The organism is Mycobacterium gastri, assembly GCF_002102175.1.
Taxonomy (GTDB): domain Bacteria; phylum Actinomycetota; class Actinomycetes; order Mycobacteriales; family Mycobacteriaceae; genus Mycobacterium; species Mycobacterium gastri.
Genome location: NZ_LQOX01000106.1, coordinates 68,792 through 95,039 on the forward strand (window position 1 = coordinate 68,792; position 26,248 = coordinate 95,039).

The window sequence follows — 26,248 nt, forward strand, 5'->3', positions numbered from 1 at the left end:
TCGAACACATGTTTGATTCTCGGGCGCCATCGGGTTACATTCAGTGCCATGAGCGACAGCAACGCCCCCTCAGTCGGTTCCGTGGACCCCACACTCACCGAGCGGCAGCGCACCATCTTGAACGTCATCCGCACATCGGTCACCAACCGCGGATATCCCCCCAGCATCCGCGAGATCGGCGACGCCGTCGGTCTCACGTCGACCTCGTCGGTAGCCCACCAACTGCGCGTTCTGGAGCGGAAGGGCTATCTGCGGCGTGACCCGAACCGCCCGCGGGCGGTCGACATCCGCGGTGCCGAAGACGTCGTGACACCGGCGGCAGTCACCGAGGTCGCCGGCTCGGACGCGCTGCCCGAGCCCACCTTTGTCCCGGTCCTCGGGCGCATCGCCGCCGGCGGCCCGATCCTCGCCGAGGAAGCCGTCGAAGACGTGTTCCCGCTGCCGCGCGAACTCGTGGGCGAGGGAACGCTGTTCCTGCTCAAGGTCGTCGGCGACTCGATGGTCGAAGCCGCGATCTGCGACGGCGACTGGGTGGTTGTGCGACAGCAGAACGTCGCCGACAACGGCGACATCGTCGCGGCGATGATCGACGGCGAGGCCACCGTCAAGACCTTCAAACGCGCAGGCGGTCAAGTGTGGCTGATGCCCCACAATCCGGCCTTCGACCCGATACCCGGCAACGACGCAACAGTGCTGGGCAAGGTCGTCACGGTGATCCGCAAGATATAGAGCCGGGCGGCCACCCAGCAGACACCGCAGGGAGCCGGATTCCTAGCTAGTCCGCTTTGATGAAACCGTTGGCTTGGGCGGCTTCCTCGCTGGCGAACCAGATCTCGGCGAGCGTGTCGTAATACAGAGCACTGCTGGGCGTGTAATACAAGCCGAACCGGGCGCTCGCTTTGATCGGATATCCCTCAGGCGCCTGATATGGGTCGTGGTCCAGCGGCATATGGATGGTGGGCCGCACAGCCGGGCCCGGCCCGGAAGCAACCGTGGGCGTGAGAGCCGGTTCCGGCGCTTCTATCGACTCATCCTCAGGCTCTGCGGCAGCGTGGCGCCCCGTCCTCCCCTGAGGCGCAACCTCCGGGAACGCCTCCGGGGCGACCTCCGCGAAGCCGGACTCGGCATCGGCGGAGGCAGCACGCGGGGCGAAAGCATCCGGGAAGGCGACATCCGCAACCGCGGTCTCCGGCACGGCTACTTCGGGAGCCGCTGCCTCCGGAACCGCCGCTTCCGGCGCATATGTTTCTGGCACCACGGGTTCCCCGGTCACGGTTTCTGGTACGTCGGGCTCGGGAACCGCCGCCTCCGCGAGGTCGGCGCGGGTCACGATGGGTGTCGGCGTGGTATCCACCGCGTCCGGATTTTCTTCGTCAAACTCGAAGCCCATATCCGACGCGCGCAGTGCATCGCCGCCGTATTCGCCACTGCCAGATTCATATTCGTCGACACCAGCCCCGGTCGCGGCGCCCCGCGGCCAGCTGACCCGCGACGCCACCCCGGCATCCGGACCGCGATGTTCCTGCAGATGCTGGTCGTCAGCCGGGAAGTCTTCGGAGCCGAAATCGATATCGTCGTGCGGCCAGCGCCCACCGGCGGCGTCATAGCCGGCCTCCACATCGTGATCCTGCTCGTGCTCGTATGTCTCGTAGGCGGCGGGTTGGCCAGTGCGCCGCCGGCGTACGCCCAACACGACCAACACGAACATCACGATCAGCAGCACGACGGGGACCACGGCCACCAGCCACCACCAGTGCCAGGTGAACTTCTTGCCGTGCGATGGAGCCGCCGAGGTACTGGGCTGGTTCTGTCCGGACACCTGCAGCCCGGATAGCAAGGGCGCCAGGTTCGCCGGGTCGGTGGTGAATGTGTTGCTCGCGCGGTTCCAGGAAACCTTGCCGCCGGTGAACTTCTGCGACACCACGTCGCCGTCGACGGTCTGGTCGGCGACCGGCGCACCGAGTTTGCCGGTGGCACCTTTGAGCTTGTCCCAGGCGGCTTTCATCGCTCCGCGCACCACAAAGGCGCCGTGATCAGGGGTCCAGAAGATCACCGGCTTGTCCGCGGCGGAGAACGCCGCGATACGGCTGGCCGGCGTGATGCCGCCGTCGGACTCGTTGGCGATGGGAAAACCAAGGTCGCTGCTGACCGGCCCGCCCAGTGACTCGTATTTGGCCAGGACCTGGCCCTCCACGGCGTTCGCACCGGTGGCGGGACTGAAGAAGATCTTGCCGCCGACAAAGTCCTGGGCGATACCGTCACCGCCGATCGGGTACGGCGCGCCCTTCTTGGCACCTAGCGGGCCGGCGGCGCCGCCGGCGGCGCGCCAGGCCATGCTGATCGCGGCGGTGGGGTCGAGCGCCACCTGCAAACCCTTCAGTTGATCAGCCAATACCGCCGGGTTGGTGGTGAAATCTTTGGTCTTCTTGTTCCAGGAGACTTCGCCGCCGGTGAACTTCTGGGATACGACGTCGCCGTCGTAGGTTTCATCGGCGACCGGGGCACCCAGCACTCCCCCAGAGCTGCCGAGCTTGTCCCACGCGGCGTTCATCGCGCCGCGCACCACGAACGCGCCGTGGTCGGGCGTCCAGAAAATCACCGGGTTGTCGGTGGCGGAAAAGGTACTCACCCGACTGTCAGGGCCGGCGAGGCCGGGAACCTCGTTGATGGCGGGAAACCCCAAATCGCTGTCGGCCGGCCCGCCCAGCGCCTCATATTTTGCCAGGACCGGACCGTACAGATATCTGGCACCCGTATCCGTGGTGTAGAACATCTTGCCGCCGTCGAAATCCAGGCCGAACCCATCCCCGACGGGATAGACGTCACCTTTCCGGGCGCCGAGCGTCGATGTCTCGCCCCCCGCCTTCTCCCACGCAGCCATCATGGCGGCTTCCGCGTCACCTATCGGAGACGCTGCCGCAGTAGGCGCCACCAGCCCGACAGCCAGCACCGCAGCCGCCAAGCTGAGTACCGCACGCCCGACCAGCCTGCTCAATTGACCTCTCTGCCCGTTCACCAAGCCTCCCAGCCGATGCCCTGCCCGCGCCGCGAGCCGGCGGATTTCCCACCTGTGGGCCGTCCCCCAGCTACGTTCCGCATCGTCGCCGGGCCCGCATAACTTTGCTCTAGCGAACGACAAATGCGAAGTCAAATCGTAAATATTCCGAAAACGGATATCCAGCTGATTCCGAAATGATGCTGGGTCGCGCGCGTGTCGCGAGGAACCGCAGCTCGGCCCGCACCGGTGGTAGGTTACCGTGCCCGAGAGCCCAGCCCGACCGACCCCATGAGAGGAAACCCAGCTGACATGGGTGTTTCCATAGTTGTCTGGGTCCTCACGATCGTCATGATCACGGCCCTGATGCTGGTGGATTACGTCTTCCACGTACGACATACGCACGGCCCGACGCTACGGGGGTCCGCACTCTGGTCGGCGATGTTCATCGGCATCGCCGTCCTATTCGGTATCGCGGTGGCCGTCTTCGGCAGCGCCGCCATGGCAATCGAGTACTTCGCAAGCTACCTGAGCAACGAGGCCCTGTCCGTCGACAACCTGTTCGTGTTTCTGGTGATCATCAGCAGCTTCGGGGTTCCGCGGGTCGCTCAGCAGAAGGTGCTGTTGTTCGGTATTGCGTTCGCGCTCGTCGCGCGCACCGGATTCATCCTGCTGGGGGCCGCGCTCATCGACAACTTCAATTGGACGTTCTACGCCTTCGGCTTGGGTCTGCTGGTCATGGCCGGCAACCTCGCCAAACCGGAACAGCCCGAAACCCGCAATGACAACCTGATCCTGCGGTTGGCCAACCGATTCTTGCGGACATCCCCGGACTACAACGGCGACCGGTTGTTCGTCGTCGAAAACGGCAAGCGGGTCATGACGCCGCTGCTGCTGGTCATGATCGCCATCGGCGGCAGCGACGTGCTGTTCGCGTTCGATTCCGTGCCGGCGCTGTTCGGACTGACCCAAAATGTCTACCTGGTGTTCGCCGCGACCGCCTTCTCACTGTTGGGGCTGCGCCAGTTGTACTTCCTGATCGACAACCTGCTGGACCGGCTGATCTACCTGTCCTACGGGCTGGCCGCGATCCTGGGCTTCATCGGCGTGAAGTTGATGCTGGAAGCGTTGCACGACAACAACATTCCCTTCATCAACGACGGCAGGCCGGTGCCGATCGTAGAGATCACGACCGCGACATCATTGACAGTGATCGTCGCCGTCCTAGTCATCACCACCGTGGCGTCGTTGTTCTCGGCGCGCGGCCGCAGGCAAAACGCCGTCGCCCGGGCACGCCGGCACGCGCTGGAATATCTCGATCTGCATTACGAGGCGGATCCGGCCGAACGGGAGAAGATCTTCGCGGCACTACTGGCCGCCGAGCACGAGATCGACTCGCTCTCAACCCGCTATCGCGCACCGGCCAAGCAGGAAGAAGAGTTGACGGCGCTGTTGCGCAGCGCCCACGACGCACACGAAGCGCACGGATGAGCCGCCCGGGCGGTTAGACACCCAGACCGCGGCCGATGATCTCCTTCATGATTTCGGTCGTGCCGCCGTAGATGGTCTGCACCCGCGCATCGAGATAGGCACGGGCAACCGGGTATTCGCGCATGTAGCCGTAACCGCCGTGCAGCTGCAGACAACGGTCGTTCAGGTACACCTGCTTCTCGGTGGAATACCACTTGGCCATGGCGGCCTGCTCGACCGTCAGCTTGCCTTCGAGGTGCAGCGCGATGAACTCGTCGACCATGATCCGCACCACGGTGGCCTCGGTGGCCAGCTCAGCCAGCACGAACCGGTTGTTCTGGAAGCTGCCGATCGGCTTGCCGAAAGCCTTGCGCTCCCTGACGTATTGCAGTGTCTGCTCCAGCACGGCCTCCATTCCGGCGGCCGCCATGATGGCGATCGAGATGCGTTCCTGCGGCAGGTTCCGCATCAGGTAGATGAATCCCATGCCTTCTTCGCCGAGCAGATTTTCGGCCGGAACCTTCACATCGGTGAACGACAGTTCGGCGGTGTCTTGCGCGTCCAGCCCGATCTTGTCCAGGTGGCGGCCGCGTTCGAATCCCGGCATCCCGCGCTCGACCACGAGCAGCGAAAAGCCCTGCGCGCCCTTCTCGGGGTCGGTCTGGGCGACCACGATCACCAGGTCGGAGTTGATCCCGTTGGTGATGAATGTCTTCGAGCCATTGAGCACGTAGTGATCACCGTGCTTGACCGCGCGGGTTTTGATGCCCTGCAGGTCGCTACCGGTTCCCGGCTCGGTCATCGCGATGGCCGTGATCAGCTCGCCGCTGCAGAACTTCGGTAGCCAGCGCTGCTTCTGCTCTTCGGTCGTCAGCGCCAGCAGATACGGCGCCACGACGTCGTTGTGCAGCCCGAAGCCGATGCCGCTGTAGCGTCCGGCGCTGGTCTCCTCGGTGATGATGGTGTTGTACCGGAAGTCGGGGTTACCGCCGCCGCCGTATTCCTCGGGCACCGCCATGCCGAGGAAACCCTGCTTGCCGGCCTCCTGCCACACCCCACGATCGACGATCTTGGCCTTTTCCCAGTCGTCGTGGTACGGCGCCACGTGGCGGTCCAGAAAGGCCCGGTAGGACTCGCGGAACAAGTCGTGCTCGGGTTCGAAAAGCGTGCGCTGGTACTTGATGGCACTGCCCATGGATAACCTCCGGCGAAGCGGACTCTGCTACCCAACATATACCAACCAGCCGGTTGGTCGGCAGTATGCAGTGGGCCGTTACGCCCGCGGGGCAGCTGCGGCGGCAGAGAACTCGCGCAGGCTAGCCGCCAGCGCATGAGGCACCCTGGCCTTGATCCGGGTGCCTTCGGGCCGGTGCTCGGCTTCCTGCACCCGCCCGTCGGCGTGCACCCGCGCCACCAGGTCGCCGCGGTGGTACGGAATCAGCAGGTCCACCGGCGTGTCGGTGGGGGTGGCCAGCTCGGCCATCCGCCGCCGCAGCACGTCGACACCGTCTCCGGTGCGGGCCGAGACGAATACCGCGCCGGGCAGCGCATGGCGCAGTTTCGCCAATGCCAGGTCGCCGGCCGCGTCGACCTTGTTGACCACCAACAGTTCGGGCGGCGCGTCGGCCCGGTGATCGCTGACGACGTCCGCAACCACCTGACGCACCGCGTTGATCTGGGCCAGCGGGTTCACGTCAGCGCCATCGACGACATGCACCAGCAGATCCGCGTCGACGACCTCTTCCAGGGTGGAGCGGAACGCTTCCACCAGCTGGGTGGGCAGATGCCGGACGAAGCCGACGGTGTCGGTGAGCAGGAATCGGCCCGGCCGGCCCGAACCGTCATCGAACTCCGCGCGCCGGGTGGTGGGTTCCAACGTCGCGAACAGCGCGTCCTGCACCAGCACCCCCGCCCCGGTCAGCGCGTTGAGCAGGCTGGACTTGCCGGCATTGGTGTAGCCCACGATGGCGATCGACGGCAGGTCGCTGTGCACCCGACGGCTGCGCCGGGTGTCGCGGGCCTGCTTCATGTCCTTGATCTCGCGTCGTAGCTTGGCCATCCGCTCGCGGATGCGGCGCCGGTCGGTCTCGATCTTGGTTTCACCGGGACCGCGCAGACCGACTCCGCCGCCACTGCCGCCGGCGCGACCACCGGCCTGCCGCGACATCGACTCACCCCAGCCCCGCAGCCGCGGCAACATGTACTCCATCTGGGCCAGCGACACCTGGGCCTTGCCCTCCCGGCTCGTGGCGTGCTGGGCGAAGATGTCGAGGATCAGCGCGGTGCGGTCGATGACCTTGACCTTGACCGCCTTCTCCAGCGCGGTCAGCTGGGCTGGAGAGAGCTCTCCGTCGCAGATAACGGTATCGGCTCCGGTCGCCACGACGATCTCGCGGAGTTCGGCCGCCTTGCCGGAGCCGATGTAGGTCGACGGGTCCGGCCGGTCGCGGCGCTGGATGATCCCTTCCAGCACCTGGGAGCCGGCGGTTTCCGCAAGCGCCGCCAACTCCGCCAGGCTGGCCTCGGTGTCAGCGGCGCTGCCTTCGGTCCAGACGCCTACCAACACCACGCGCTCCAGGCGCAGCTGGCGGTACTCGACCTCGGAGATGTCGGCCAACTCGGTCGACAACCCCACAACCCGGCGCAGCGCCGACCTGTCCTCGAGGGCAAGTTCGCCGGTGCTGGGCTCCAACGGATCTTGATGGGGAAATTCGGGATATGTCATAGGCAATTAGCAATAGTGCACGCTGAATCGGTGTCGTGCACCTGAATTAACGCCGCTGGGCGCGCCACCATTCCCCGCTGACGTCACCCATGGCCACCAGCACCGACGGCCCACGCAGGAAGCTGGTGGCATCGGTGACGGTCACCGTGACCGCACCGCCGGGCACCCGCACGGTGAGCGTGCCGGTCTCGGCCCCGACGCCGGCCAGCGCGGCGACGGCGGCGGCGACCGTCCCGGTGCCGCAGGAACGGGTCTCACCCACCCCTCGCTCATGGACCCGCATGCTGACCACGCCGTCGACCGCAGCCGTCAGCACCTCGACGTTGACCCCGTCGGGGAACTGCTCCGGGTCGAAGCTCACCGGCGCCGCAACGTCCAAAGCCGCCAGGTCCGCAACCGTCAACCGGGGATCGAGGCACGCCAGGTGCGGGTTGCCCACGTCAACGGCCAGGCCGGCAAAGCGCCTACCGCCAACCGTGACCTCCCCGGTCCCCACCCGGTTGGCCTTGCCCATATCGACGGTGACGTCGGCGTTGACCGCATCGACGCTGTGTACGGTGACCGGCCGCGGGCCGGCCAATGATCCGACGACGAACTCGTCGCGGCGCTCCAGACCACTGGCACGCAGGTAGTGGGCGAACACCCGCACGCCGTTGCCGCACATCTGCGCCACCGACCCGTCCGCGTTGCGGTAGTCCATGTACCAGTCGGCCGCACCGACGCCGTCGGGCAACCGGTCGAGCACACCGGCCGCCACCGCGGCTTCGGCGGTGGTGACCCGCAGCACCCCGTCGGCGCCCAGTCCCCGGCGGCGGTCACACAGCGCGGCAATCTGGCCAGTGCCGAGCCACAGCCGTGCCCTGATGTCGGGCAACAGCACGAAGTCGTTTTCGGTGCCGTGGCCCTTGGCGAACATCACCAGATCAGGGTACGTCCCGCCAGGCGCGGATCGCGTGGTCCACCAGGTTGTCGGCCGAGCTCACATCAAGCCAGTGCAGCCGGTGATCCCGGCGGAACCAGGACCGCTGCCGTCGCACGTAGCGACGGGTGCCCACGTAGGTCTGCTCGCGCGCGTCACGCAGCTGGGCGGCGGTCCCGCCGGCGTCCAGCGCCGCGATCACCTGGGCATAACCCAGCGCCCGTGCGGCGGTGACGCCGTCCCGCAGCCCCTCACCGAGCAGCTCGCGAACTTCGGCAACCAGGCCCTGCTCGAACATCGCGTCGGTTCGCCGCTGTAATCTTTCATCGAGAATTGTTGTGACACAGTCTAATCCGACGATAACGGTGCCCCACCGGGGCTCCCGGATCCGCGGCGCGGACGCGGCGAACGGGCGCCCGGTGAGTTCGATCACCTCGAGCGCCCGCACGGTTCGGCGCCCATCGGTCGGCAGGATCACCGCGGCCGCGGCCGGGTCGCGGCGGGCCAACTCGGCGTGCAGCTCGCCCACCCCGACTTCGGCAAGGCGCTGTTCCCATCGCGCGCGCACCGAGGGGTCGGTGGCCGGAAACGTCCAGTCGTCGAGCAGCGACTGGACATAGAGCATCGAGCCGCCCACCACGATCGGCAGCGCTCCCCTGTCCAGGATGTCCGCGATGTCGGCCGCGGCGGCCTGTTGGTAGCGGGCGACGGTCGCCGTTTGGGTGACGTCGAGGACGTCGAGTTGATGATGTGGGATGCCGCGGCGGTCTTCGACGGACAGCTTTGCGGTCCCGATGTCCATGCCGCGGTAGAGCTGCATGGCGTCGGCGTTGACGATTTCCACGCCCACCTCGCCGGTGAGCCGGTCGGCGATATCGAGCGCCAGTTGCGATTTTCCGGTCCCCGTCGGCCCGATGATCGCCAGTGGCCTCATGGCAGCCAAACGCCGACGAAATACCCCACCCCGTAGGGCGCCCCGCGGTACAGCTCCTTGGCCGATTGCGGCCCGGCTTGGGTCAGGCCCGCCAATACCTGAAATGCCGCCCGCCCGAGGACCCGCGGTGGCAACGTGCTCAGCGCCGCCACGTCGCCGGCTGCCAGCGCGTCGTCGAGGGCCAGCTGGACGTCGGCGCCGCCGGGGTCGTAACCGCCCGGGGCCTGGGGCGTCAAGGTGTTGACGCCGTCGGCCACGACCAGCACGCCGATCGGATCGGCCACTCGGTCGATCTCGGCCCGCAGGTGTCTGCCGCGCGCCAGCGCCGCATCGAGATCGTGGTCGCCGGCATAGACGCGGACCTGGGCGGTGGCCTCCGGCCGTGCCCGGCCCCGCACCCAGGCCGTCATCAGCGCGCACAGCGGCAACTCGGCCGGCAGCGCCGGCTCGTCGTCGCGCAGCGGCGAGAGCCGGACGCGGACGTCGGCGCCGAAACCCGCGAAGGTGCCGACGGCATCGCGATCCACAACCCTGTCGGCGGCGCCTACCCCAACGGCAACCCACCGCGGCGGCAACATGGCCACCGCCGCGGTCACCGCCGCACGGATGTCGGCCACTTCGTCAGCCGCCGCCCCGGCCAGTTCGGCAACGATCACCGGCGCGGAGGGAACGATCGCGATGGCGCCCAGCACGCCACCAAACTAACGCGTCGACGGCGCGGCGACCCAGCGATGGACCAGGCGGGCACGCGGGACCCGTGGCGATCCCATCGCGGGGATTACCCGGAGGAAAGATCCTCAGACCGGACCGTCTACCACCGCGACGGGATCGGCGATCAAACCGACGCCGGCATCGCGCTTGTCCGACAACATCGGCGGCGTTGTCAGTATCCTGTCACGCCCGGTCTGAGCAACCATGGTCGCGGCCTCGCCACGGGCCAGCGCCACGGTCGCCGCGATCACCGCTGCCACCGCAAGCACCAGCACAATCGCCTCCGGGCCGCTGGCTTCCAAGGTCTCGCCGAGCACGGTAACGCCCAGAACCGCCGCCACCACGGGCTTGGCGACGGTGATCGTGGGTAGCGAGGCGGTCAGCGCACCAGCGCGAAAAGCGGACTGCTGGAAGATCATGCCGGCCAACGCCGCCAAGAGCCAGGGGTAGAACTCCGGTGCACGCAGCACCGCGCCCAGGCCGTCTTCGGCAACCTCGACCACTCCCTTGGTCAGTACCGCGAACAATGCCAGCGATGCGCCCGAGACCACCGCCAGCAACACCGCCGCCTGCGGGCGACCGACGCATAACCGGGCCGCAAGAACGCACGACACCAAAATCGGGCCCAGGACCACAGCGACGATGACCCAGGTGTGCAGCGGGGCGCGCTGGTGGCCGGCCGCCGGGTCTCCGACGATGATGACCACCGCCAACGCGGCCGCCAAGGCCACCGCCCACATCCACTCCCAGCGGGTGATCCGGTGATGCGCGAACCGCGCATAGATAGGCAGGGCGAACAGCAGCGCGGTGACCTGCAACGCGGTCACCAGCATCACCGACGCCCAGGCCAGCGCCAATGCCTGAAGGCTGTAATTGAGAACCGCGGCCGCGCCGCCCAGCCACCACCGGCTGTCCCGCAGAGACAGGCCGAACAGCCTCAGGTGACCTACCTGCTCGTCGGTAATCTCCTGGGCGGATCGTTGGCGAATCACGTCGCCCACCGCCGATGCCAGCGCCGCGCACAACGCGATCAGCGCGGCAACCTCAACCTTGGACATGGGCCGACCCTCCACCTCTCCGCTCGCCTACCAGCGTTCCCCCGGTCAGCTGCACGTACACCCGTTGTTCGCTAACAGTTCACCGAAAATCCTGTGGTGCTGCTCACATTTCTGCTGCCGGTTGCTTGTTGTTCGCCTCCGAATACTTCCGTAACGACCTATGCACGACCTGTCATCAGCTATGCGGCAGCTGTGAACCCCATAATCGAAAGGCAACCGAGAGCCTCGATACCTCTGTCGCGCCCGCTAGCTAGCACCTGACGAGACGTCCATACCCCACTGCTGGTCCGGCCCAGGCGGCCCCATGCCCGCCGACTCGCCGATGTTCTGCGCCACGTTACCGGCCATGGGAAGGTCGTCACGCGTACCCGCCCAACGGCAACCGAACTGTTACCGGCCTCCTGGCCGATGACGTGAAAATCGGGGCGGCAAAAGCCTTTACGAGACCGCAAGCTGGCCTGGCACGTTCAGATCGCCGACCGGTGCGGCCATCATGGCAGCCTCGTCGCGGGCCAAGGCCACCGTCGCGACAACCACCACCGCCACCGCAACCGCCAGCGTGAACAGCTGCCCTTCACCCGAGTGGATCACCTCGTCGAGCACGGTGATTCCCAGCACTGACGCGATCACCGGTCTGGCCACCGTGATCGTCGGCAGTGATGCCGTCAGCGAACCCGCCCTCAGCGACGATTGTTGAAGCATCAGCCCGATCGGCAGGACCAACATCCAGCCATAGAACTCGGGAGTCCGAAACATCGCCGTGAACCCGTGCGCCAGTTCGGCTACGACTCCCTTGGTCAGCACGGTGAACACCGCCAACGCTGCCGACGACGCCAGCGCCAGCAACACCGCCGCCGCTGGACCAGACCAGACACGCGCGCCGACCACACACAGCAGCACCGCCGGAACGATCACGATCGCGACCACGGCCCAGTCCGACAGCGGAGCACGGGCGTGGCCGGCCGTCGGATCGCCCGCCAGAACAATGACGGCAACCGCCCCGGCCAGCAACACCGCCCACATCCACTCCCTGGCGGTGCACCGGTGGTGGGCCATGCGAGCGTCGATCGGCAAGGCGAACAGCAACGCCGTAGCCTGCAGAGACTGCACCAACACCACCGACCCCATGGTCAGCGCCACCGCCTGGAGTCCGAAACTGCCCAGGGCGGCCAGGCTGCCCAGCCACCACAGGGCGTGGCGCAGCGAGAGATGGAACAACGTGAAGTGGCCGACTTCCTCGTCGGTGACCTGCTGAGCGGACCGCTGCAGGGTCACATATCCGACGCCGGCCAGCAACGCAGCGCCCAGCGCGAGCAACGTCGCGAACTCGACGTTGGCCACGGTGACCTCCCTGCGAACGCCCGGAAGTGCTCAGACGAACGTCTGCTACACAGTTGTTCAATAATGACTCTTGTGCGCTGGTTAAGCATCACAACGGGACTTTCCATTCGAAATCGCTCATTTGCCGCCGGCGTCGCAGTTTGCGGACCACAACGCACCGATGTTCCCGACGATGCGAATCACGCTGCCGTCATTTCCCGCCCCGCTCCGCAGCCGAAAATCCGATTCGGGCAGCAAAGCGACCTGCGGTCAGCGCCGACGGTGACCAACGCCGCCGACAGCGCCGATCCGGGCCCCACGCCGATTACCGTCGAATACCACAAATCGGGCGTCAGTCGTGCTGCACACAGTTACCGCGCGGTCGGCTGGCGGTGCCGGCGTAGCCGATCACCCATGCCCATCCGCTACCGCGGCAGGGCACCCCAGCTAACGGAACGATTGCAGCTGTGGGACGGATGCTTCATTTTTGGTGCGCCCGCTATAGCAAGCAATTACCGTCATGATTGCTAGGCCGGGGTGTGCGGTCAGCAGGTCGGCCGGTAAGTGTGGCTTGCTGGTGCGATTACCCGTTGGTTTGAGGAGTCGGCGATGAGTGCCTCCACGCGAGGTTCGCGAGTGGGTACCCGGTTCGGGCCCTACTACCTCAAGCGGCTGCTGGGTACCGGCGGAATGGGCGAGGTCTACGAGGCCGTCGACACCGTCAGGCAGCGCGTGGTGGCGCTGAAACTGATGTCGGAGTCGCTGAGCCACGATCCGGTGTTCCGGATGCGGATGCAACGCGAAGCCCGCAACGCGGGCAGGCTGCAGGAACCGCACGTGGTGCCCATCCACGATTACGGAGAAATCGACGGGCAACTGTACTTGGACATGCGCTTGATCGAGGGCACCCACCTGGCGCTGTTGTTGGAACGGTTCGGCCCGGTCACACCCCCGTGGGCGGTGGCCCTGGTGCATCAGGTGGCCTCGGCGTTGGACGCCGCCCACGCGGCCGGGGTGATGCACCGCGACGTCAAGCCGGAGAACATCCTGGTCACTCGCGACGACTTCGTGTACCTGGTGGATTTCGGGATCGCGAGCGCGGCAACCGACGAGAAACTGACCCAACTCGGCAGTGCGGTAGGGACCTGGCGGTATATGGCCCCGGAACGGTTTTCCGACGCCGAGGTCACGCACCGCGCCGACATCTATTCCTTGACCTGCGTGTTGCACGAGTGCTTGACGGGGACGCCGCCGTATCGGGCCGACAGCGCCGGCATGCTGATCACCGCCCACCTGATGGCACCGATTCCACGCCCCAGCCAGTTGCGCCCCGGGATCCCCGCCGCGTTCGACGCGGTGATCGCACGAGGGATGGCCAAACGGCCGGAGGACCGCTACGCAAGCGCGGGTGACTTGGCGCTGGCGGCTCATCAAGCACTCAGTGGGCCACACCAGGCCCAGGAGTTTCGCATCCTCAAGCGCAGCGAGGAGGCTGGCGGCCTGTACGGCGAGGTCCTGGCTGAAGACATCACCGGCGTCACCTACGGGAGTCTTTCGACCTCCACCCCATCGGCGCCCACCCCGGTAGCGGCGACGCCGCAGCCGGACCTCAATGTGTCCGCGCCGCTGGCACTTCCGTCACTTCCGACGTCGGAGGTGAACGTTTCGTCGTCCAACCCGGAGACCAGCTCCTGGCCCGGCTTGGCCAGCACCCCGCCACCGCAGCCACCGCCGCCGCCGCAGCAGCCACCACCGCAAAAAGCGGATGCCACGCCACCCTCCGGCCGGCGCGCGCCGTCGTTTTCCGGGCGGTTGCGCAACCCGTGGATACTGCTCGCGGCCACCGCGCTGGCGGTATTGCTGGTGTTCGCGGCGCAGGGGATCCGGCTCACCGTTCGGCCGAACGCGGCGTCGGGTCCCCGGACGGTCACGGCCTCCCCGGCACCGACGTCTCCCGCGTCGACGGCATCCGCGGACGCATTGGCCCGGCTGCTCAGCCTGCTGCCGTTGGGGTACGCACCAGGCACCTGCAGGCCTTTCTTGCCGCCCAAAGACGCACTGGCCAGGGTCATCTGCGACAAGAACGTCGACGCCGGCGGACCGTCCCGGGCGATTTACACCCTGTTCGGGGAAACCGCCACCTTGCGCCAATTCTTCGACGGACTGCTGCGAACCGACATCATGGTCAACTGTCCCGGGGAATCCAAGTCGCCGACGGGTTGGCATCGCCCCGAGAGCCCACAAGTGGGCGGCATGGTCTTCTGCGCGGTCCAGGAAAGCAGCCCGACCCTGGTATGGACCAACGAGGCCCAACTGATGATCTTCCTCGCCCAGGGGGATCCCGAGGGACCCAACCTCGACCAGCTCTACGCATGGTGGAAAAAGCACTGGTGATCGGGCCGCCCGTACCGCGACACCGAATAAGGTGGCAGCGCACGGCCCGGCAAGCTGCTTCAATACTGTTGGAACCGGCCGGAAACCCTGGTGACGCATAGGGCCCATCAGACCTGCCGGCCGTATGGTGCCGCTTCGCGCGGCCGATGCGCGGGTATCCAACGCGCGAAAGGGTGCAAAGGGTAGGTGACGAGAAATGACGGCTGACGAGCCCCGCAGCAGCGATCCGCACCCGCCGGTTTCGAGGCCGGTTCCAGGCCCCGTGCCACGTCCGGGACCGCGCCCGGGTCCGGTGTCGCGGCCCGTCCGGCACCCGGTGGCAGCACCCCCGCACAGCGATCCGCACCGCTTCGGGCGTGTCGACGACGACGGCACGGTGTGGCTGATCACCTCGGCCGCCGAGCGCGTTGTCGGCACCTGGCAGGCGGGCGATCCGGAAGCTGCATTTGCGCATTTCGGCAGGCGGTTCGACGACCTGAGCACCGAGGTCACGCTGATGGAAGAGCGGCTGGCCTCGGGCACCGGGGATGCCCGCAAAATCCGGGCCAACACCATGGCGGTGGCCGAGACCTTGCCTACGGCAAGCGTGTTGGGCGATGTCGAGGCGCTCGCGGAAAGGCTGAACTCCCTTCGGGAGCGGGCCGAGGCCGTGGTCGCGGCGGATCGCTCCAGACGCGATGAGCACCGTGCCGCACAGACCGCGCGCAAGGAGGCACTGGCCGCCGAAGCCGAGGAGTTGGCGGCGAACTCCACCCAGTGGAAGGCCGCCGGTGATCGGATGCGGGCGATCCTCGACGAATGGAAGACGATCACCGGTCTGGATCGCAAAGTCGACGACGCACTGTGGAAGCGGTATTCGGCGGCCCGCGAGACCTTCAACCGCCGGCGCGGATCCCACTTCGCCGAACTCGACCGGGAGCGTTCCGGTGTCCGTCAGACCAAGGAACGGCTCTGCGAGCACGCCGAGGAGTTGTCCGGCTCGACGGACTGGACCGCCACCAGTGCGGAATTCCGCAAGCTGCTCACCGAATGGAAAGCCGCCGGTCGGGCCAGCAAGGACGTCGATGACGCCTTGTGGCGTCGTTTCAAGGCCGCCCAGGATGCGTTCTTTACCGCCCGCAACGCCGCGACCGCGGAAAAAGATGCCGAGCTGCAAGCCAATGCTGCGGCCAAAGAAGCGCTGCTAGCCCAGGCCGAAAAGCTCGACACCAGCAACCTTGACGCGGCCCGGGCGGCGCTGCGGTCCATTATCGACAAGTGGGACGCGATCGGCCGAGTACCGCGGGAGCGATCCGCCGAGTTGGAGCGCCGCCTGCGCGCGGTGGAGAAAAAGGTGCGCGACGCCGGCGAATCGGATTGGGCCGACCCGCAGGCCCAGGCACGCGCCGAACAATTCCGCGCCCGGGCCGAGCAGTTCGAGCAGCAGGCCGCGAAAGCGGCCGCCGCTGGCAGGACCAAGGAAGCCGAAGAGGCCAAAGCGAACGCCGAACAGTGGCGGCAATGGGCCGAAGCTGCCGCCGACGCGCTGAGCCGCAGGTCCTAGCGGTCCCTGCCGTCGGTAGCGGTCCCGGCACCGGGTTCGTCGGGCTCGTCCAGGCTGTCCAACAGTGTTTGGGATTGTTGCTGCGCCGCCAAGCGGCGACGCTGTTCCTCGGCAGCGAGTTGCACGATGGTGCGCTGCCATACGACCCGTGCCCAGTGAAACGTCAGAAGCATCACGGTGATCCACGACACGATCAGCCCGATACCCGGCCCCGGGTGACCCGCGGCGACAGTCTGGCGCGACCACACCGCCAACAGGCCGGTGGCACTGGCCAGTCCCGACCCGACGAGCGCGATCCAGGCCAGCGCCCATCGCCTCGTCATCAAGGCCAACATCGAGAAGCCCACCCCGAAAACCAGTGTCAACCAGGCAAAGACCCGTGACGGTAACGCCACCGCAGCGGCGGCGGCGCCGTGGCTGCTGAACAGCACATCCCATCCCCGCACGCTGCCGGTGTGCGGCAAGATGAACGACCCCACCAACACGAACACCAGGATCGCGACCACGAAACCCCTGGCGCCAGGCTCGATCTCACCTGTTACCCGGCGCTCTGCCGCCTCGATTTCGGACCGGTAGGCATCGAAGTCGGCCACGTCAACTGCTCCGTTCATCGAAAGACCCGTTTCCCGGATCGTCCGTCGGGCCGCACCCGGAGCCGCAACCCACGGGATCGGCGGCGACGGGCCGTCCGACACCGGGCATTCCGAGCCCGACGCCGGGTGATCGCCCTCCGCCGGTGTAGGTGTCGCCGGCGCGCTGTCCGCCAGCGTAGGCGTCGCCGGCGCGGGTGCGGCGGTGAGTAGTGATGCCCGCGTCGGCGATGAGATGGTGCGGTGCGGCGCCGGTGATCTGTGTGGTGATGATGTCGCCGGGACGAACGTGCTGATCGCCTGCTCGGAAATGGACCAGTCGCCCGTCACGTGCCCGCCCGCTCATGCGGGAGGTGCGGGTGTCTTTGCGTCCTTCACCGGTAGCGACCAACACCTCGACGCTCTGGCCGACGAGCTCTCTGTTGCCCTCGAGCGAGATCTGCTCCTGCAACTCGATGAGCCGCTCATAGCGTTGCTGCACAACGGCTTTCGGCAGTTGTTCGTCGAAGTCTGCGGCCGGAGTACCAGGGCGTTTGGAGTACTGGAAGGTAAACGCGGCCGCGAATCGGGCCTGGCGCACGACATCGAGAGTGGCCGCGAAGTCCTCCTCCGTCTCACCGGGAAAGCCCACGATCAGGTCCGTGGTGATGGCGGCGTGCGGCATCGCGGCACGAACCCGTTCAATGATGCCGAGATAGCGTTCGGCTCGGTAGGACCGCCGCATCGCGCGCAACACCCGGTCCGACCCGGATTGCAGCGGCATGTGCAGCGCCGGGCAGACATTGGGTGTCTGCGCCATCGCCTCGATCACGTCGTCGGTGAACTCGGCGGGATGCGGGGAGGTGAACCGGACTCGTTCCAAGCCCGGTATGCGGCCGGTGGCGCGCAGCAATTCGGCGAACGCGCCCCGGTTGCGCGGCAACGCGGGGTCGGCGAACGAGACGCCGTAGGCGTTGACATTTTGTCCAAGCAGCGTGATTTCGAGCACACCTATGTCCACCAGCGACCGCACCTCGGCCAGGACGTCGGCGGGACTGCGGTCGATTTCCTTGCCGCGCAGCGACGGAACAATACAAAAGGTGCAGCTGTTGTTGCAGCCTACCGAGATGGAAACCCAAGCGGCATAAGCGGATTCGCGAGCACTCGGTAGCGACGACGGGAACTGCTGCAGCGCCTCGGCGATTTCGACTTGGGCGACCTTGTTGTGCCGGGCCCGGTCGAGCAATGTCGGCAGCGATCCGATGTTGTGGGTTCCGAAGACGACGTCGACCCACGGCGCCCTGCGCAGCACCACGTCGCGATCTTTTTGGGCCAGGCAACCGCCGACCGCGATCTGCATGTCTGGATTGGTGCGCTTGCGCGGGGCCAGGTGGCTGAGGTTGCCGTACAGCTTGTTGTCGGCGTTCTCGCGAACGGCGCAGGTGTTGAACACCACGACGTCGGCGTCTCCAAAATCTGAACCGTCGGCTGCACGCTGGTAGCCGGCAGCTTCGAGGAGGCCCGCCAAACGCTCGGAGTCGTGGACATTCATCTGACAGCCGTAGGTGCGGACCTGGTAGGAACGTGCGGCAGTGGGCGCGGCGTTGCCCGCCACATTGGCAGCATCGGCCCGCTGCGCCACCGTCGAAGTCACGGGGTCATGGTACGGCGACCGGCCGGTTGGCGCCGGGCCGGATGGCGCGGCCCCACGCCTAGCAGGGCGCATCGGGACTCGGCGCCGGCCCTAGACGCGCCGGCGCTCCCGTTCTGCGGCCAGCTCGGCGGCCACCACCTGGCACGCAACCGTCTGGCTATAGCCGCGACGGGCCAGCATCGCCACCAGCCGGCGGCTGACCCGCGTGTCATCGTCGCCCAGCGTTTCCCGCCGCAGCCTGGTCCGTACCAGTTGCTCGGCCCGTTCCCGCTCGGCGGTTGAATCGATCCCGGCCAGCACCGTGGTGATTACGTCGTTGTCGACGCCCTTGGTGTGCAGCTCAGCAGCCAACGCGCGCTTGCTTTTTCCCGCGTTGGCCCGCCGGGACTGCACCCATTGTTCGGCGAAGCCGGTGTCGTCCACCAGACCAACAGCGGCCAGCCGATCCAAGACCCGGTTGCTGACGTCGTCGGGGTATCCGCGCTTGGCCAGCTGGCCGGACAACTCGGCGCGAGTCCGTGATCGCGCGGTGAGCAGGCGCAGGCACAATGCCCGCGCCTGCTCTTCGCGGGATGGCTCAGAAGTCGACGGGGGCGGGCAAGACGTCGACATTTGAGGGGTCATCGGTCACCACTGCGCCAATGCCAAGCTTTTCCTTGATCTTCTTCTCGATCTCGTTAGCCACGTCGGCGTTCTCCATCAAGAAGTTGCGGGCATTCTCCTTACCCTGGCCGAGCTGCTCGCCCTCGTAGGTGAACCAAGCCCCGGACTTGCGGATAAAGCCCTGATCCACGCCCATATCGATCAGCGAGCCCTCTCTGCTGATGCCCTTGCCGTAGAGGATGTCGAACTCGGCCTGCTTGAACGGCGGCGACACCTTGTTCTTGACGATCTTGACCCGGGTGCGGTTGCCGACCGCGTTGGTGCCGTCCTTGAGCGTCTCGATCCGTCGCACGTCCATGCGCACCGACGCGTAGAACTTCAGCGCCTTGCCGCCGGTTGTCGTCTCGGGTGATCCGAACATGACGCCGATCTTGTCGCGGAGCTGGTTGATAAAGATCGCCGTGGTTCCCGAATTGTTCAGCGCGCCAGTCATTTTCCGCAGCGCCTGGCTCATCAGCCGAGCCTGCAGCCCGACATGGCTATCCCCCATCTCACCTTCGAGTTCCGCGCGCGGCACCAGCGCCGCCACCGAGTCGATGACCACGATGTCGAGTGCGCCCGAGCGGATCAGCATGTCGGCGATCTCGAGTGCCTGTTCACCGGTGTCCGGCTGGCTGACCAGCAGGGAATCGGTGTCGACGCCGAGCTTCTTGGCGTACTCCGGATCCAGCGCGTGCTCGGCGTCGATGAACGCCGCGACGCCGCCGGCGGCCTGCGCATTGGCCACCGCGTGCAGCGCGACGGTGGTCTTGCCCGAGGACTCCGGGCCGTATATCTCCACCACCCGGCCACGCGGCAGGCCGCCGATGCCCAGGGCGACGTCCAAGGCGATGGATCCGGTCGGAATGACCGAAATCGGCTGACGCACCTCGTCGCCGAGGCGCATCACCGAGCCTTTGCCATAACTCTTCTCGATCTGGGCCATCGCCAGTTCGAGAGCTTTCTCACGGTCGGGGGCTTGCGCCATGGTGCCTCTCCTATAGTCGGTGTTCGGTTGACCGGTATCGGTCGGTTGGCCGTGACACTAGAGAAGGCCACCGACAAGTCGACATCTTCGCCAATGGTCACCACAGTAGCCGAACACCTGTTCGATTCAAGTTGACACGCCGGACGCGCCGACATCGCTTGATACCGACTGACCGAAAGCACATGAACATCTCCACGGAGCTGGCCGAAATATCGGCCTATGGCGGGTTTTTCGCGCCGACCGTGGGCGGCGACGACACCGGATGGCGTCCGGTAGCCCATTTCTACGCCGCCGGATTCGCGGACCTGATCGACACCACCCTCACCCGTTACCGCACCACGGAGTCGCGGATCGGCGCCTCGCTGGTTCACCTCGGCCACGCCGCCCGGCTGTGGTCACCCGTTCTCGCCTGTGCGTTGGCCCACGGCGTCCTTCCGGACCTGCGCGACCTGCAACGCGCCGACGACGGAGCGCAGTTACGACTGCCCGAACCTGTCGGAGACGCTGTCCCGTCTTTCCCGGAGCTCCCGGCCAGGTTGTACCGTCTGGTCGTACAGGACCATATGGAACCGCTCGCGGCCGGCCTGCGGGTCAAGGTTGCACCTGCCCTGCTGTCCGGCAATATCGCATCAGCCCTCGTCGGAGCCTCGCGGGCATTGCTCTCGGCACGGCCTGACTTGCGTGGGCCGCTCGTCGAGACCACCAACCGCCTACTGGACACCGGCGTTCTGGCCGGAACCGGCGTGGTCACGGGGCTGGACTTCAGGCGTCGCAGCTGCTGCCTCTTCTACCGCGTGCCGGGGGGCGGCACCTGCGGCGATTGCCCGCTGTAGCGAGGCGAGTCTGCGGCCAGCTCATCGAATCTGCGGTGAGCGCGTGTGCCGGGCCCACTCGGACGCGCTGGACGCAGACTCGAAACCCACAAACTCACCACTGGTCGCGAGGGACGTCGAAGTCGGCGCACAGCGCCCGCCAAACGTCGCGGGGTTCGACACCGTCCTCGATCGCCTGGGCCGCGGTACGCCCCCCGAAGCCGGTCAACACATGGTCCGCCAAGACGGATGCGCCGTAAGCGGCACCGAATCGCAGGGTGACCCGCTCGTGGAACTCCGTCAACCGCACGCCAGTCAAGATACCCAGCGAGTCACCGCACTAAAGCGCCTCATGGCACACCCGGACCGGATCGGCGACCTCGGCGATGCCGCCGGCAGCCTGCTGCGCGGCCTGGCGGTACCCGGGCGCCGACAGCACCTCGTTCACCGCGGCCACCAGCGCCTCGGCGGTCAATGGCCGGACCAACCGGCCGCTGCCCTGCCGTACCACCCGATTAGCGATCTCCCACTGGTCCCCGCCGCCGGGTACCACCACCAGGGGAACCCCGGCCAGCAGCGTCTTGGCCACCATCCCGTGACCGCCACCGCAGATCACCAGGTCGGCATGCGTCAACAGCTCGGCCTGGTTTCCCAGCCCGACCACCGCCCAGGCCGGCACCGGCAGATCCTCGCCCCCCAGCCGGGAGACCACCACCCGCGAGCCCTCAGGCAGCGTGTCGCCCGGCATCAGGCACTCCAACGCGACCTCGACTAGTCCGGCGGTCCCCGTCACCGCGGTGGACGGCGCGATGACCACGACCGGCCCGGAGCCCGGTGGTATCGCCAGCACCCGATCGGTGGGCTCGAAATGCAACGGGCCCACCACCACGGCCTCAGCCGGCCAGTCCGGCCGCGGCACCTCCAGCGCGGGAAGCGTGGCGATCAGCCGCCGCAGCGGCCCGGGATCGGTTGCCGGCAACCCGATCTCGACCCGGACGGCGGCACGCTGTCGCAGACCCGCACGCCACGACCGTCCCGTCAGCGCCCGCATGGTCGCATCGCGCAGCCGGCCGCGGATTCCCGTGCCCGGTGCCAGCCCGCTGCCGATCGGCGGCAGACCTTTCGACGGCAAGTACAGCGGATGCGGGTTGAGCTCGATCCAGGGAATACCCACCAGCTCCGCGGCCAGGCCCCCGCAGGCGGTGATCACATCGGAAACAACCAAGTCGGGTGCCAGTTCGCGCAACGCCGGCGCATTGAGCACCGCCATCTCCGCAGCTCTTCGATGAATCCTCGCCCCGGCGTCCAGATCCTCGTCGGTGGCCGTCAAACCGTCCAATTCGACGGCGTCAATCCCGACCGCATGTGCGGCGTCCAGCCATTCCACGCCGGTGAACAACGTGGGTGTGTCCCCGGCCGCCTGAAAGCGTTGGCTCAGCGCGATCGCAGGAAACGAGTGCCCGGGATCCGGCCCGGCGACCACGGCGACGCGCATCGGCCCTACCCTGCCACAGCGCCCGGTCACCACGCTCGCCCACGCTCCCCCGCGCTCGCCTAGGCTGGCAATCATGACCGAGCTGACCCAGACCACCCCCGAAACTGCAGACAACATCCGCACGGTCGAGGGTTTCCTGAATGCCTTGCAGAACGAGGACTTCGACGCCGTAGCAGCGGCATTCGACGACAACCTCATCTATGAGAACGTGGGATTTTCCAGGATCCGCGGTGGCCGCCGGACGGTGAAGCTGCTCCGCAAGATGCAAGGGCGCCTCGGGTTCGAGGTCAAGATCCACCGCATCGCCGCCGACGGCGCAGCGGTACTCACCGAACGGACCGACGCGCTGATCCTCGGACCGCTGCGGCTGCAGTTCTGGGTCTGCGGCGTGTTCGAAGTGCACGACGGCCGAATCACCCTTTGGCGGGATTACGTGGATCTCTACGACATGACGAAGGCGCTGGTACGCGGTCTGGCCGCACTGGTGATCCCACAGCTCAGGACGACGTTGTAGGCAAGCGGCAAGCGCTACCGGTGGGGCAGCCCGCCGAGTTCGTCGAAAGCCTGCGCCCAACCGACCAGACGATCGGTGGCACCGGCCAGCTCCTCGCGGTAGTGCTGTTGTGATCCCGGCTCACCCGCCGCGCCGCCATTGGCCGACGAGACCAATTGCGCTGCGGCGGTGACCATTTCGTTGTACTGACGGACGCCGGCGCTGAGCTGCGCGGTGAACGCGTTGATGGTGGGCGCCAGATGCGACCGCGACGATTGCGAATACTGCGCCGCCCGCTCCATCGACACCACTTCGGCCGCCGTCGCCGCCATCGCCGCCGAGGTCTGGTTGGCCGCGGCCGTCAAGTCAGCGATCTCGTCGGCCGGCAGCATCGCGCCCCGCTCGATCACACCCAACAACGAGAAGAACCCGCGTTCGGAGGCACCCAGCGCCGACATCGCGGGCCGGGCCGCCGAACCGGGCGGGGGCAACCGGCGCGTGTTGGCTGGCCGCGGCGTCGGCAGCGGCTCGGCACGCAACCAGCGATAGCGGAAGAACAGCAGCGTCGCGGGGATGACCTGGACCACCGCGATCGCGCCGGTGATCTGCAGCAGCAACGCGAACCAGCCCCAGGCCGCCAGCACCGCCGTCACCGCCGCCCAGAACACGCATCCGGCGCTGAATATCAGCGCCCAGCGCAGCGCACGGCGGCGGCGGCGAAGCAACCGGGCCCGCGGGTCGGTGGCGGCGCTGATCTTTCGCGCAGCGAAGTCGAATATCTCGGCGACCATGTCGAGCCAACGCGGCAGCAACGCACGCCGCCGCCCACACTGAGCCGACTTGACCGCCATCTGACGCCCTTACTGGCCGAACGGTTTCTCGGTAATCTGCCCGCCGCCCTCGGCGGCAGGTGTGGCCGGGGTGGCGCCGGGGCTGACGGTGCCCCCGGCCGGCAAAGCTTCTCCGCGCATCGACGCTCGGATCTGTTCCAGCCGGGAATGACCGGCCATCTGGATGCCGGCTTGCTGGACTTCGAGCATGCGGCCCTGCACCGACGATTGCGCAAGCTCGGCCTGACCAAGCGCGGTAGCGTAGCGACGTTCGATCTTGTCGCGTACCTCGTCGAGGCTGGGCACATTGCCCGGGGCCGCGAGCTCGCTCATCGACCGCAGCGATGCGCTGACCTGCTCCTGCATCTTCGCCTGCTCGAGCTGGCTGAGCAGCTTGGTGCGTTCGGCGATCTTCTGCTGCAGCACCATGGAATTCTGCTCGACCGCCTTCTTGGCCTGAGCGGCGGCGTTGAGCGCCTGGTCATGCAGGGTCTTGAGGTCTTCGACGCTCTGCTCGGCGGTCACCAGCTGCGCGGCGAACGCCTCGGCGGCATTGTTGTACTCGGCCGCTTTGGCTGCGTCGCCGGCCGCGGTGGCCTGGTCGGCCAGCGTCAGCGCCTGACGGACATTGACCTGAAGCTTTTCGATATCGGCCAGCTGCCGGTTGAGCCGCATCTCCAGCTGCCGCTGGTTGCCGATCACCTGCGCCGCCTGCTGAGTCAGCGCTTGATGGGTGCGCTGCGCTTCCTCGATGGCCTGCTGGATCTGCACTTTGGGGTCGGCGTACTCGTCAATCTTGGAGCTGAACAGCGCCATCAGGTACTTCCACGCCTTGACGAACGGATTGGCCATCGGTTAGCTCCGCCTTCGCTTTCTTGTGTGCCGGATGGGCGCTGCATCGCCCACCGCTTACCCTGCCGCTCAATTTATCGGGTCAGGCCCGATCTCCCCACCCGTGGTTGCATAACTGGCCGGCACCAACTTCCGCCCCGGTGATGCTCAGGCCACCGCCAGCGACGCGACCGCAGGGATGACCACCTTGGTGCTGACGCCGATGCTGGCACCAGCCACCGACGGGACACGTGCGGGACGCTCCTCGCCGGCCAACCGCTCGCCGGCGACGATGAGGACTTCCGACAGGGGAACCTCCAACGCCACGCAAATCGCGTTGAGCAGCTCGCTGGAAGGCTCCTTGCGGCCGCGTTCGACTTCCGACAGGTATCCGAGGCTCACCCGCGCTGAATCGGACACCTCCCGCAGCGTCCGGCCCTGCGAAGTCCGAGCCCCGCGCAACACGTCGCCAATGACCTCGCGCACCAATGACGCCATCGTGCTCTCCTTCATCCGGTCACGCACCGACATCTCAACCACACCCGATCGCAACCCGATCGCAATGGTCCTTAGGTCAACGCCGAGCAGGGCGATGCGGTTCCCGGGCACCGGAGGAGCACGGACTACCCGGAAATATCCCGAAGTACCCAATTAACGCCGATTACTTGGCCCCGCGGCTCCCCGCACGAATCTCCCTGACTGTGGATGCCACGTAATCGACACCGGTCACCACGGTAAGCACGATGGCAGCGGCCATCACCACCACCGCCGCCGTGTGCAGCGCGCCCGAGAGTGGCAACACGAACAAGCCGATCGCCACCGCCTGGACCACGGTCTTGAGCTTGCCGCCCCAACTGGCGGGAATGACACCGCGGCGAATCACGGCCAGCCGCAACACCGTCACCCCGACCTCCCGGGCCAGGATCAACACCGTGACCCACCACGGCAAGTCGCCCAACATCGACAGGCCGATCAGCGCCGCCCCGATCAAGGTCTTGTCGGCAATCGGATCGACGAATGCGCCGAATTCGGTCGCCATACCGTAGTTGCGGGCCAGCAAGCCATCGAACCGGTCGGTAATGCTGGCAACGGCAAATATCGCCCAGGCCGCGACTCGGGCCGGGGTTTGGTGGCCGCCGTCAAAGAACAGTGCGTACAAGAAAATCGGCACCAACACCAGCCGCAGGCCGGTCAGAATATTGGCGAGGTTGGCAATACGGGCGGTTCCTGGCATCTGACCTGTTTGCGGCTGCCCGGGCACGGCAACAGAATAACGGTTGACCAGCCCGTCCGTCGCCGATGTCGATACTGTTCTCCCGTGACCGAAAGTCCGCGGGATTTCCAACTGGTAGTCCGGCGCGCCCGCACGTCGGACGTGCCTGCGATCAAGAAACTTGTCGACACCTATGCGGGAAAGATTCTGCTGGAAAAGAACCTGGTAACGCTTTACGAAGCGGTGCAGGAATTCTGGGTGGCCGAACACCCCAGCGACCCAGGCAACCCGAAAAAAATAGTCGGTTGCGGGGCGCTGCACGTGTTGTGGGCCGATCTCGGGGAAATCCGTACCGTCGCGGTCGACCCCGTCATGACGGGTCGCGGCATCGGCCACGCGATCGTCGACCGGTTGCTCGAGGTTGCCCGCGAACTTCAGCTGGAGCGGCTGTTCGTGTTGACTTTCGAGACCGAATTCTTTGCCCAGCACGGATTTACCGAGATCGAGGGCACGCCGGTCACCGCCGAGGTGTTCGAGGAGATGTGCCGGTCCTACGACCTCGGGGTCGCCGAATTCCTGGACTTGAGCTATGTCAAGCCCAACATTCTGGGAAACTCGCGGATGCTGCTGGTCTTGTGAGTTCGCGAGCAGG

Annotated in this window: 25 protein-coding genes; 7 read left to right on the forward strand and 18 right to left on the reverse strand. The window is 66.7% G+C overall.

Going from position 1 to position 26,248, the window contains the following annotated elements; genetic code table 11:
* Nucleotides 1-48: 48 nt before the first annotated feature.
* The gene (gene lexA / locus AWC07_RS12520; protein ID WP_036411722.1) at nucleotides 49-729 is read left to right on the forward strand and encodes a transcriptional repressor LexA; all 681 of its coding nucleotides are present in this window, start codon (nucleotides 49-51) and stop codon (nucleotides 727-729) included.
* A 46-nt stretch (nucleotides 730-775) separates the two neighbouring features.
* Here the strand turns inward: lexA and AWC07_RS12525 are convergent, their stop codons facing one another.
* On the reverse strand, nucleotides 776-3,016 hold the full coding sequence (locus AWC07_RS12525) for an LGFP repeat-containing protein (protein WP_208622409.1): 2,241 nt from the start codon (nucleotides 3,014-3,016) through the stop codon (nucleotides 776-778).
* Nucleotides 3,017-3,307: 291 nt separating this feature from the next.
* On the opposite strand from AWC07_RS12525, the gene AWC07_RS12530 reads away from it, so the two are divergent.
* Nucleotides 3,308-4,486, forward strand: coding sequence for a TerC/Alx family metal homeostasis membrane protein (locus tag AWC07_RS12530; RefSeq protein WP_036411724.1), 1,179 nt, complete (start codon nucleotides 3,308-3,310; stop codon nucleotides 4,484-4,486).
* A 13-nt stretch (nucleotides 4,487-4,499) separates the two neighbouring features.
* Here the strand turns inward: AWC07_RS12530 and AWC07_RS12535 are convergent, their stop codons facing one another.
* From AWC07_RS12535 to AWC07_RS12565, 7 genes are all read right to left on the reverse strand, one after another.
* Nucleotides 4,500-5,660, reverse strand: a complete 1,161-nt coding sequence (locus AWC07_RS12535; protein WP_036411726.1) for an acyl-CoA dehydrogenase family protein — start codon at nucleotides 5,658-5,660, stop codon at nucleotides 4,500-4,502.
* 78 nt (nucleotides 5,661-5,738) lie between these two features.
* The gene (gene hflX, locus AWC07_RS12540; RefSeq protein ID WP_036411729.1) at nucleotides 5,739-7,190 is read right to left on the reverse strand and encodes a GTPase HflX; all 1,452 of its coding nucleotides are present in this window, start codon (nucleotides 7,188-7,190) and stop codon (nucleotides 5,739-5,741) included.
* Nucleotides 7,191-7,236: 46 nt separating this feature from the next.
* Entirely contained in the window at nucleotides 7,237-8,109 is an 873-nt protein-coding gene (dapF, locus tag AWC07_RS12545) for a diaminopimelate epimerase (protein ID WP_036411731.1), read from the reverse strand.
* 4 nt (nucleotides 8,110-8,113) lie between these two features.
* Nucleotides 8,114-9,043 (reverse strand): tRNA (adenosine(37)-N6)-dimethylallyltransferase MiaA, encoded by a 930-nt coding sequence (gene miaA / locus AWC07_RS12550; protein ID WP_036411732.1) that lies wholly within the window; start codon nucleotides 9,041-9,043, stop codon nucleotides 8,114-8,116.
* Nucleotides 9,040-9,735, reverse strand: a complete 696-nt coding sequence (locus AWC07_RS12555; protein WP_036411733.1) for a class III extradiol ring-cleavage dioxygenase family protein — start codon at nucleotides 9,733-9,735, stop codon at nucleotides 9,040-9,042. Before AWC07_RS12555 ends, miaA begins: the two co-directional genes overlap by 4 nt.
* Nucleotides 9,736-9,840: 105 nt before the next feature.
* Nucleotides 9,841-10,812: a DMT family transporter gene (locus AWC07_RS27580; protein WP_084293447.1), complete on the reverse strand. Its 972-nt coding sequence runs from the start codon at nucleotides 10,810-10,812 to the stop codon at nucleotides 9,841-9,843.
* 438 nt (nucleotides 10,813-11,250) lie between these two features.
* On the reverse strand, nucleotides 11,251-12,153 hold the full coding sequence (locus AWC07_RS12565) for a DMT family transporter (RefSeq protein ID WP_036411735.1): 903 nt from the start codon (nucleotides 12,151-12,153) through the stop codon (nucleotides 11,251-11,253).
* Nucleotides 12,154-12,741: 588 nt separating this feature from the next.
* Here AWC07_RS12565 and AWC07_RS12570 point away from each other — a divergent pair.
* Both AWC07_RS12570 and AWC07_RS12575 read left to right on the forward strand, forming a co-directional pair.
* On the forward strand, nucleotides 12,742-14,526 hold the full coding sequence (locus tag AWC07_RS12570) for a serine/threonine-protein kinase (RefSeq protein ID WP_036411737.1): 1,785 nt from the start codon (nucleotides 12,742-12,744) through the stop codon (nucleotides 14,524-14,526).
* A gap of 196 nt (nucleotides 14,527-14,722) precedes the next feature.
* Entirely contained in the window at nucleotides 14,723-16,069 is a 1,347-nt protein-coding gene (locus AWC07_RS12575) for a DUF349 domain-containing protein (RefSeq protein WP_084293448.1), read from the forward strand.
* On the opposite strand, the gene AWC07_RS12580 is transcribed toward AWC07_RS12575, so the two are convergent.
* The 4 genes from AWC07_RS12580 to recA all read right to left on the reverse strand — a co-directional run bounded on the left by AWC07_RS12580 (nucleotide 16,066) and on the right by recA (nucleotide 19,922).
* Nucleotides 16,066-16,680 (reverse strand): Rv2732c family membrane protein, encoded by a 615-nt coding sequence (locus tag AWC07_RS12580; RefSeq protein WP_036411739.1) that lies wholly within the window; start codon nucleotides 16,678-16,680, stop codon nucleotides 16,066-16,068. The two genes, AWC07_RS12575 and AWC07_RS12580, sit on opposite strands and share 4 nt — an antisense overlap.
* Nucleotides 16,664-18,292, reverse strand: a complete 1,629-nt coding sequence (gene miaB / locus AWC07_RS12585) for a tRNA (N6-isopentenyl adenosine(37)-C2)-methylthiotransferase MiaB (RefSeq protein WP_036411741.1) — start codon at nucleotides 18,290-18,292, stop codon at nucleotides 16,664-16,666. Before miaB ends, AWC07_RS12580 begins: the two co-directional genes overlap by 17 nt.
* Before the next feature lie 90 nt (nucleotides 18,293-18,382).
* Nucleotides 18,383-18,904, reverse strand: coding sequence for a recombination regulator RecX (recX, locus tag AWC07_RS12590; protein ID WP_036411743.1), 522 nt, complete (start codon nucleotides 18,902-18,904; stop codon nucleotides 18,383-18,385).
* On the reverse strand, nucleotides 18,870-19,922 hold the full coding sequence (recA, locus tag AWC07_RS12595) for a recombinase RecA (RefSeq protein WP_036411745.1): 1,053 nt from the start codon (nucleotides 19,920-19,922) through the stop codon (nucleotides 18,870-18,872). Before recA ends, recX begins: the two co-directional genes overlap by 35 nt.
* A gap of 182 nt (nucleotides 19,923-20,104) precedes the next feature.
* Between recA and AWC07_RS12600 the strand changes: the two genes are divergently transcribed.
* Complete coding sequence (locus AWC07_RS12600) at nucleotides 20,105-20,755, forward strand: (2Fe-2S)-binding protein (protein ID WP_036411130.1); 651 nt, start codon at nucleotides 20,105-20,107, stop codon at nucleotides 20,753-20,755.
* Between the two features lie 94 nt (nucleotides 20,756-20,849).
* Here the strand turns inward: AWC07_RS12600 and AWC07_RS12605 are convergent, their stop codons facing one another.
* Together AWC07_RS12605 and AWC07_RS12610 are read right to left on the reverse strand one after the other, a co-directional pair.
* A complete protein-coding gene (locus AWC07_RS12605) occupies nucleotides 20,850-21,044 on the reverse strand; it encodes a DUF3046 domain-containing protein (RefSeq protein ID WP_036411128.1) in 195 nt (64 codons plus the stop codon).
* Nucleotides 21,045-21,074: 30 nt separating this feature from the next.
* Nucleotides 21,075-22,229, reverse strand: coding sequence for a glycosyltransferase (locus tag AWC07_RS12610; RefSeq protein WP_036411126.1), 1,155 nt, complete (start codon nucleotides 22,227-22,229; stop codon nucleotides 21,075-21,077).
* A 73-nt stretch (nucleotides 22,230-22,302) separates the two neighbouring features.
* Between AWC07_RS12610 and AWC07_RS12615 the strand changes: the two genes are divergently transcribed.
* A complete protein-coding gene (locus AWC07_RS12615) occupies nucleotides 22,303-22,743 on the forward strand; it encodes a limonene-1,2-epoxide hydrolase (protein ID WP_036411124.1) in 441 nt (146 codons plus the stop codon).
* Nucleotides 22,744-22,757: 14 nt separating this feature from the next.
* On the opposite strand, the gene pspM is transcribed toward AWC07_RS12615, so the two are convergent.
* The 4 genes from pspM to pgsA form a co-directional block, all read right to left on the reverse strand.
* Nucleotides 22,758-23,573, reverse strand: a complete 816-nt coding sequence (gene pspM, locus AWC07_RS12620) for a phage shock envelope stress response protein PspM (protein ID WP_036411123.1) — start codon at nucleotides 23,571-23,573, stop codon at nucleotides 22,758-22,760.
* 9 nt (nucleotides 23,574-23,582) lie between these two features.
* Entirely contained in the window at nucleotides 23,583-24,404 is an 822-nt protein-coding gene (pspA, locus tag AWC07_RS12625) for a phage shock protein PspA (RefSeq protein WP_036417685.1), read from the reverse strand.
* A gap of 147 nt (nucleotides 24,405-24,551) precedes the next feature.
* Entirely contained in the window at nucleotides 24,552-24,881 is a 330-nt protein-coding gene (gene clgR, locus AWC07_RS12630; protein WP_036417689.1) for a transcriptional regulator ClgR, read from the reverse strand.
* A 163-nt stretch (nucleotides 24,882-25,044) separates the two neighbouring features.
* Nucleotides 25,045-25,617 carry a CDP-diacylglycerol--glycerol-3-phosphate 3-phosphatidyltransferase gene (pgsA, locus tag AWC07_RS12635; protein ID WP_036417683.1) on the reverse strand — a complete coding sequence of 191 codons (573 nt, stop codon included), beginning with the start codon at nucleotides 25,615-25,617 and terminating at the stop codon, nucleotides 25,045-25,047.
* Between the two features lie 84 nt (nucleotides 25,618-25,701).
* Here pgsA and AWC07_RS12640 point away from each other — a divergent pair, with 84 nt between their 5' ends.
* A complete protein-coding gene (locus AWC07_RS12640; protein ID WP_036417681.1) occupies nucleotides 25,702-26,235 on the forward strand; it encodes an amino-acid N-acetyltransferase in 534 nt (177 codons plus the stop codon).
* Nucleotides 26,236-26,248 lie beyond the last annotated feature (13 nt).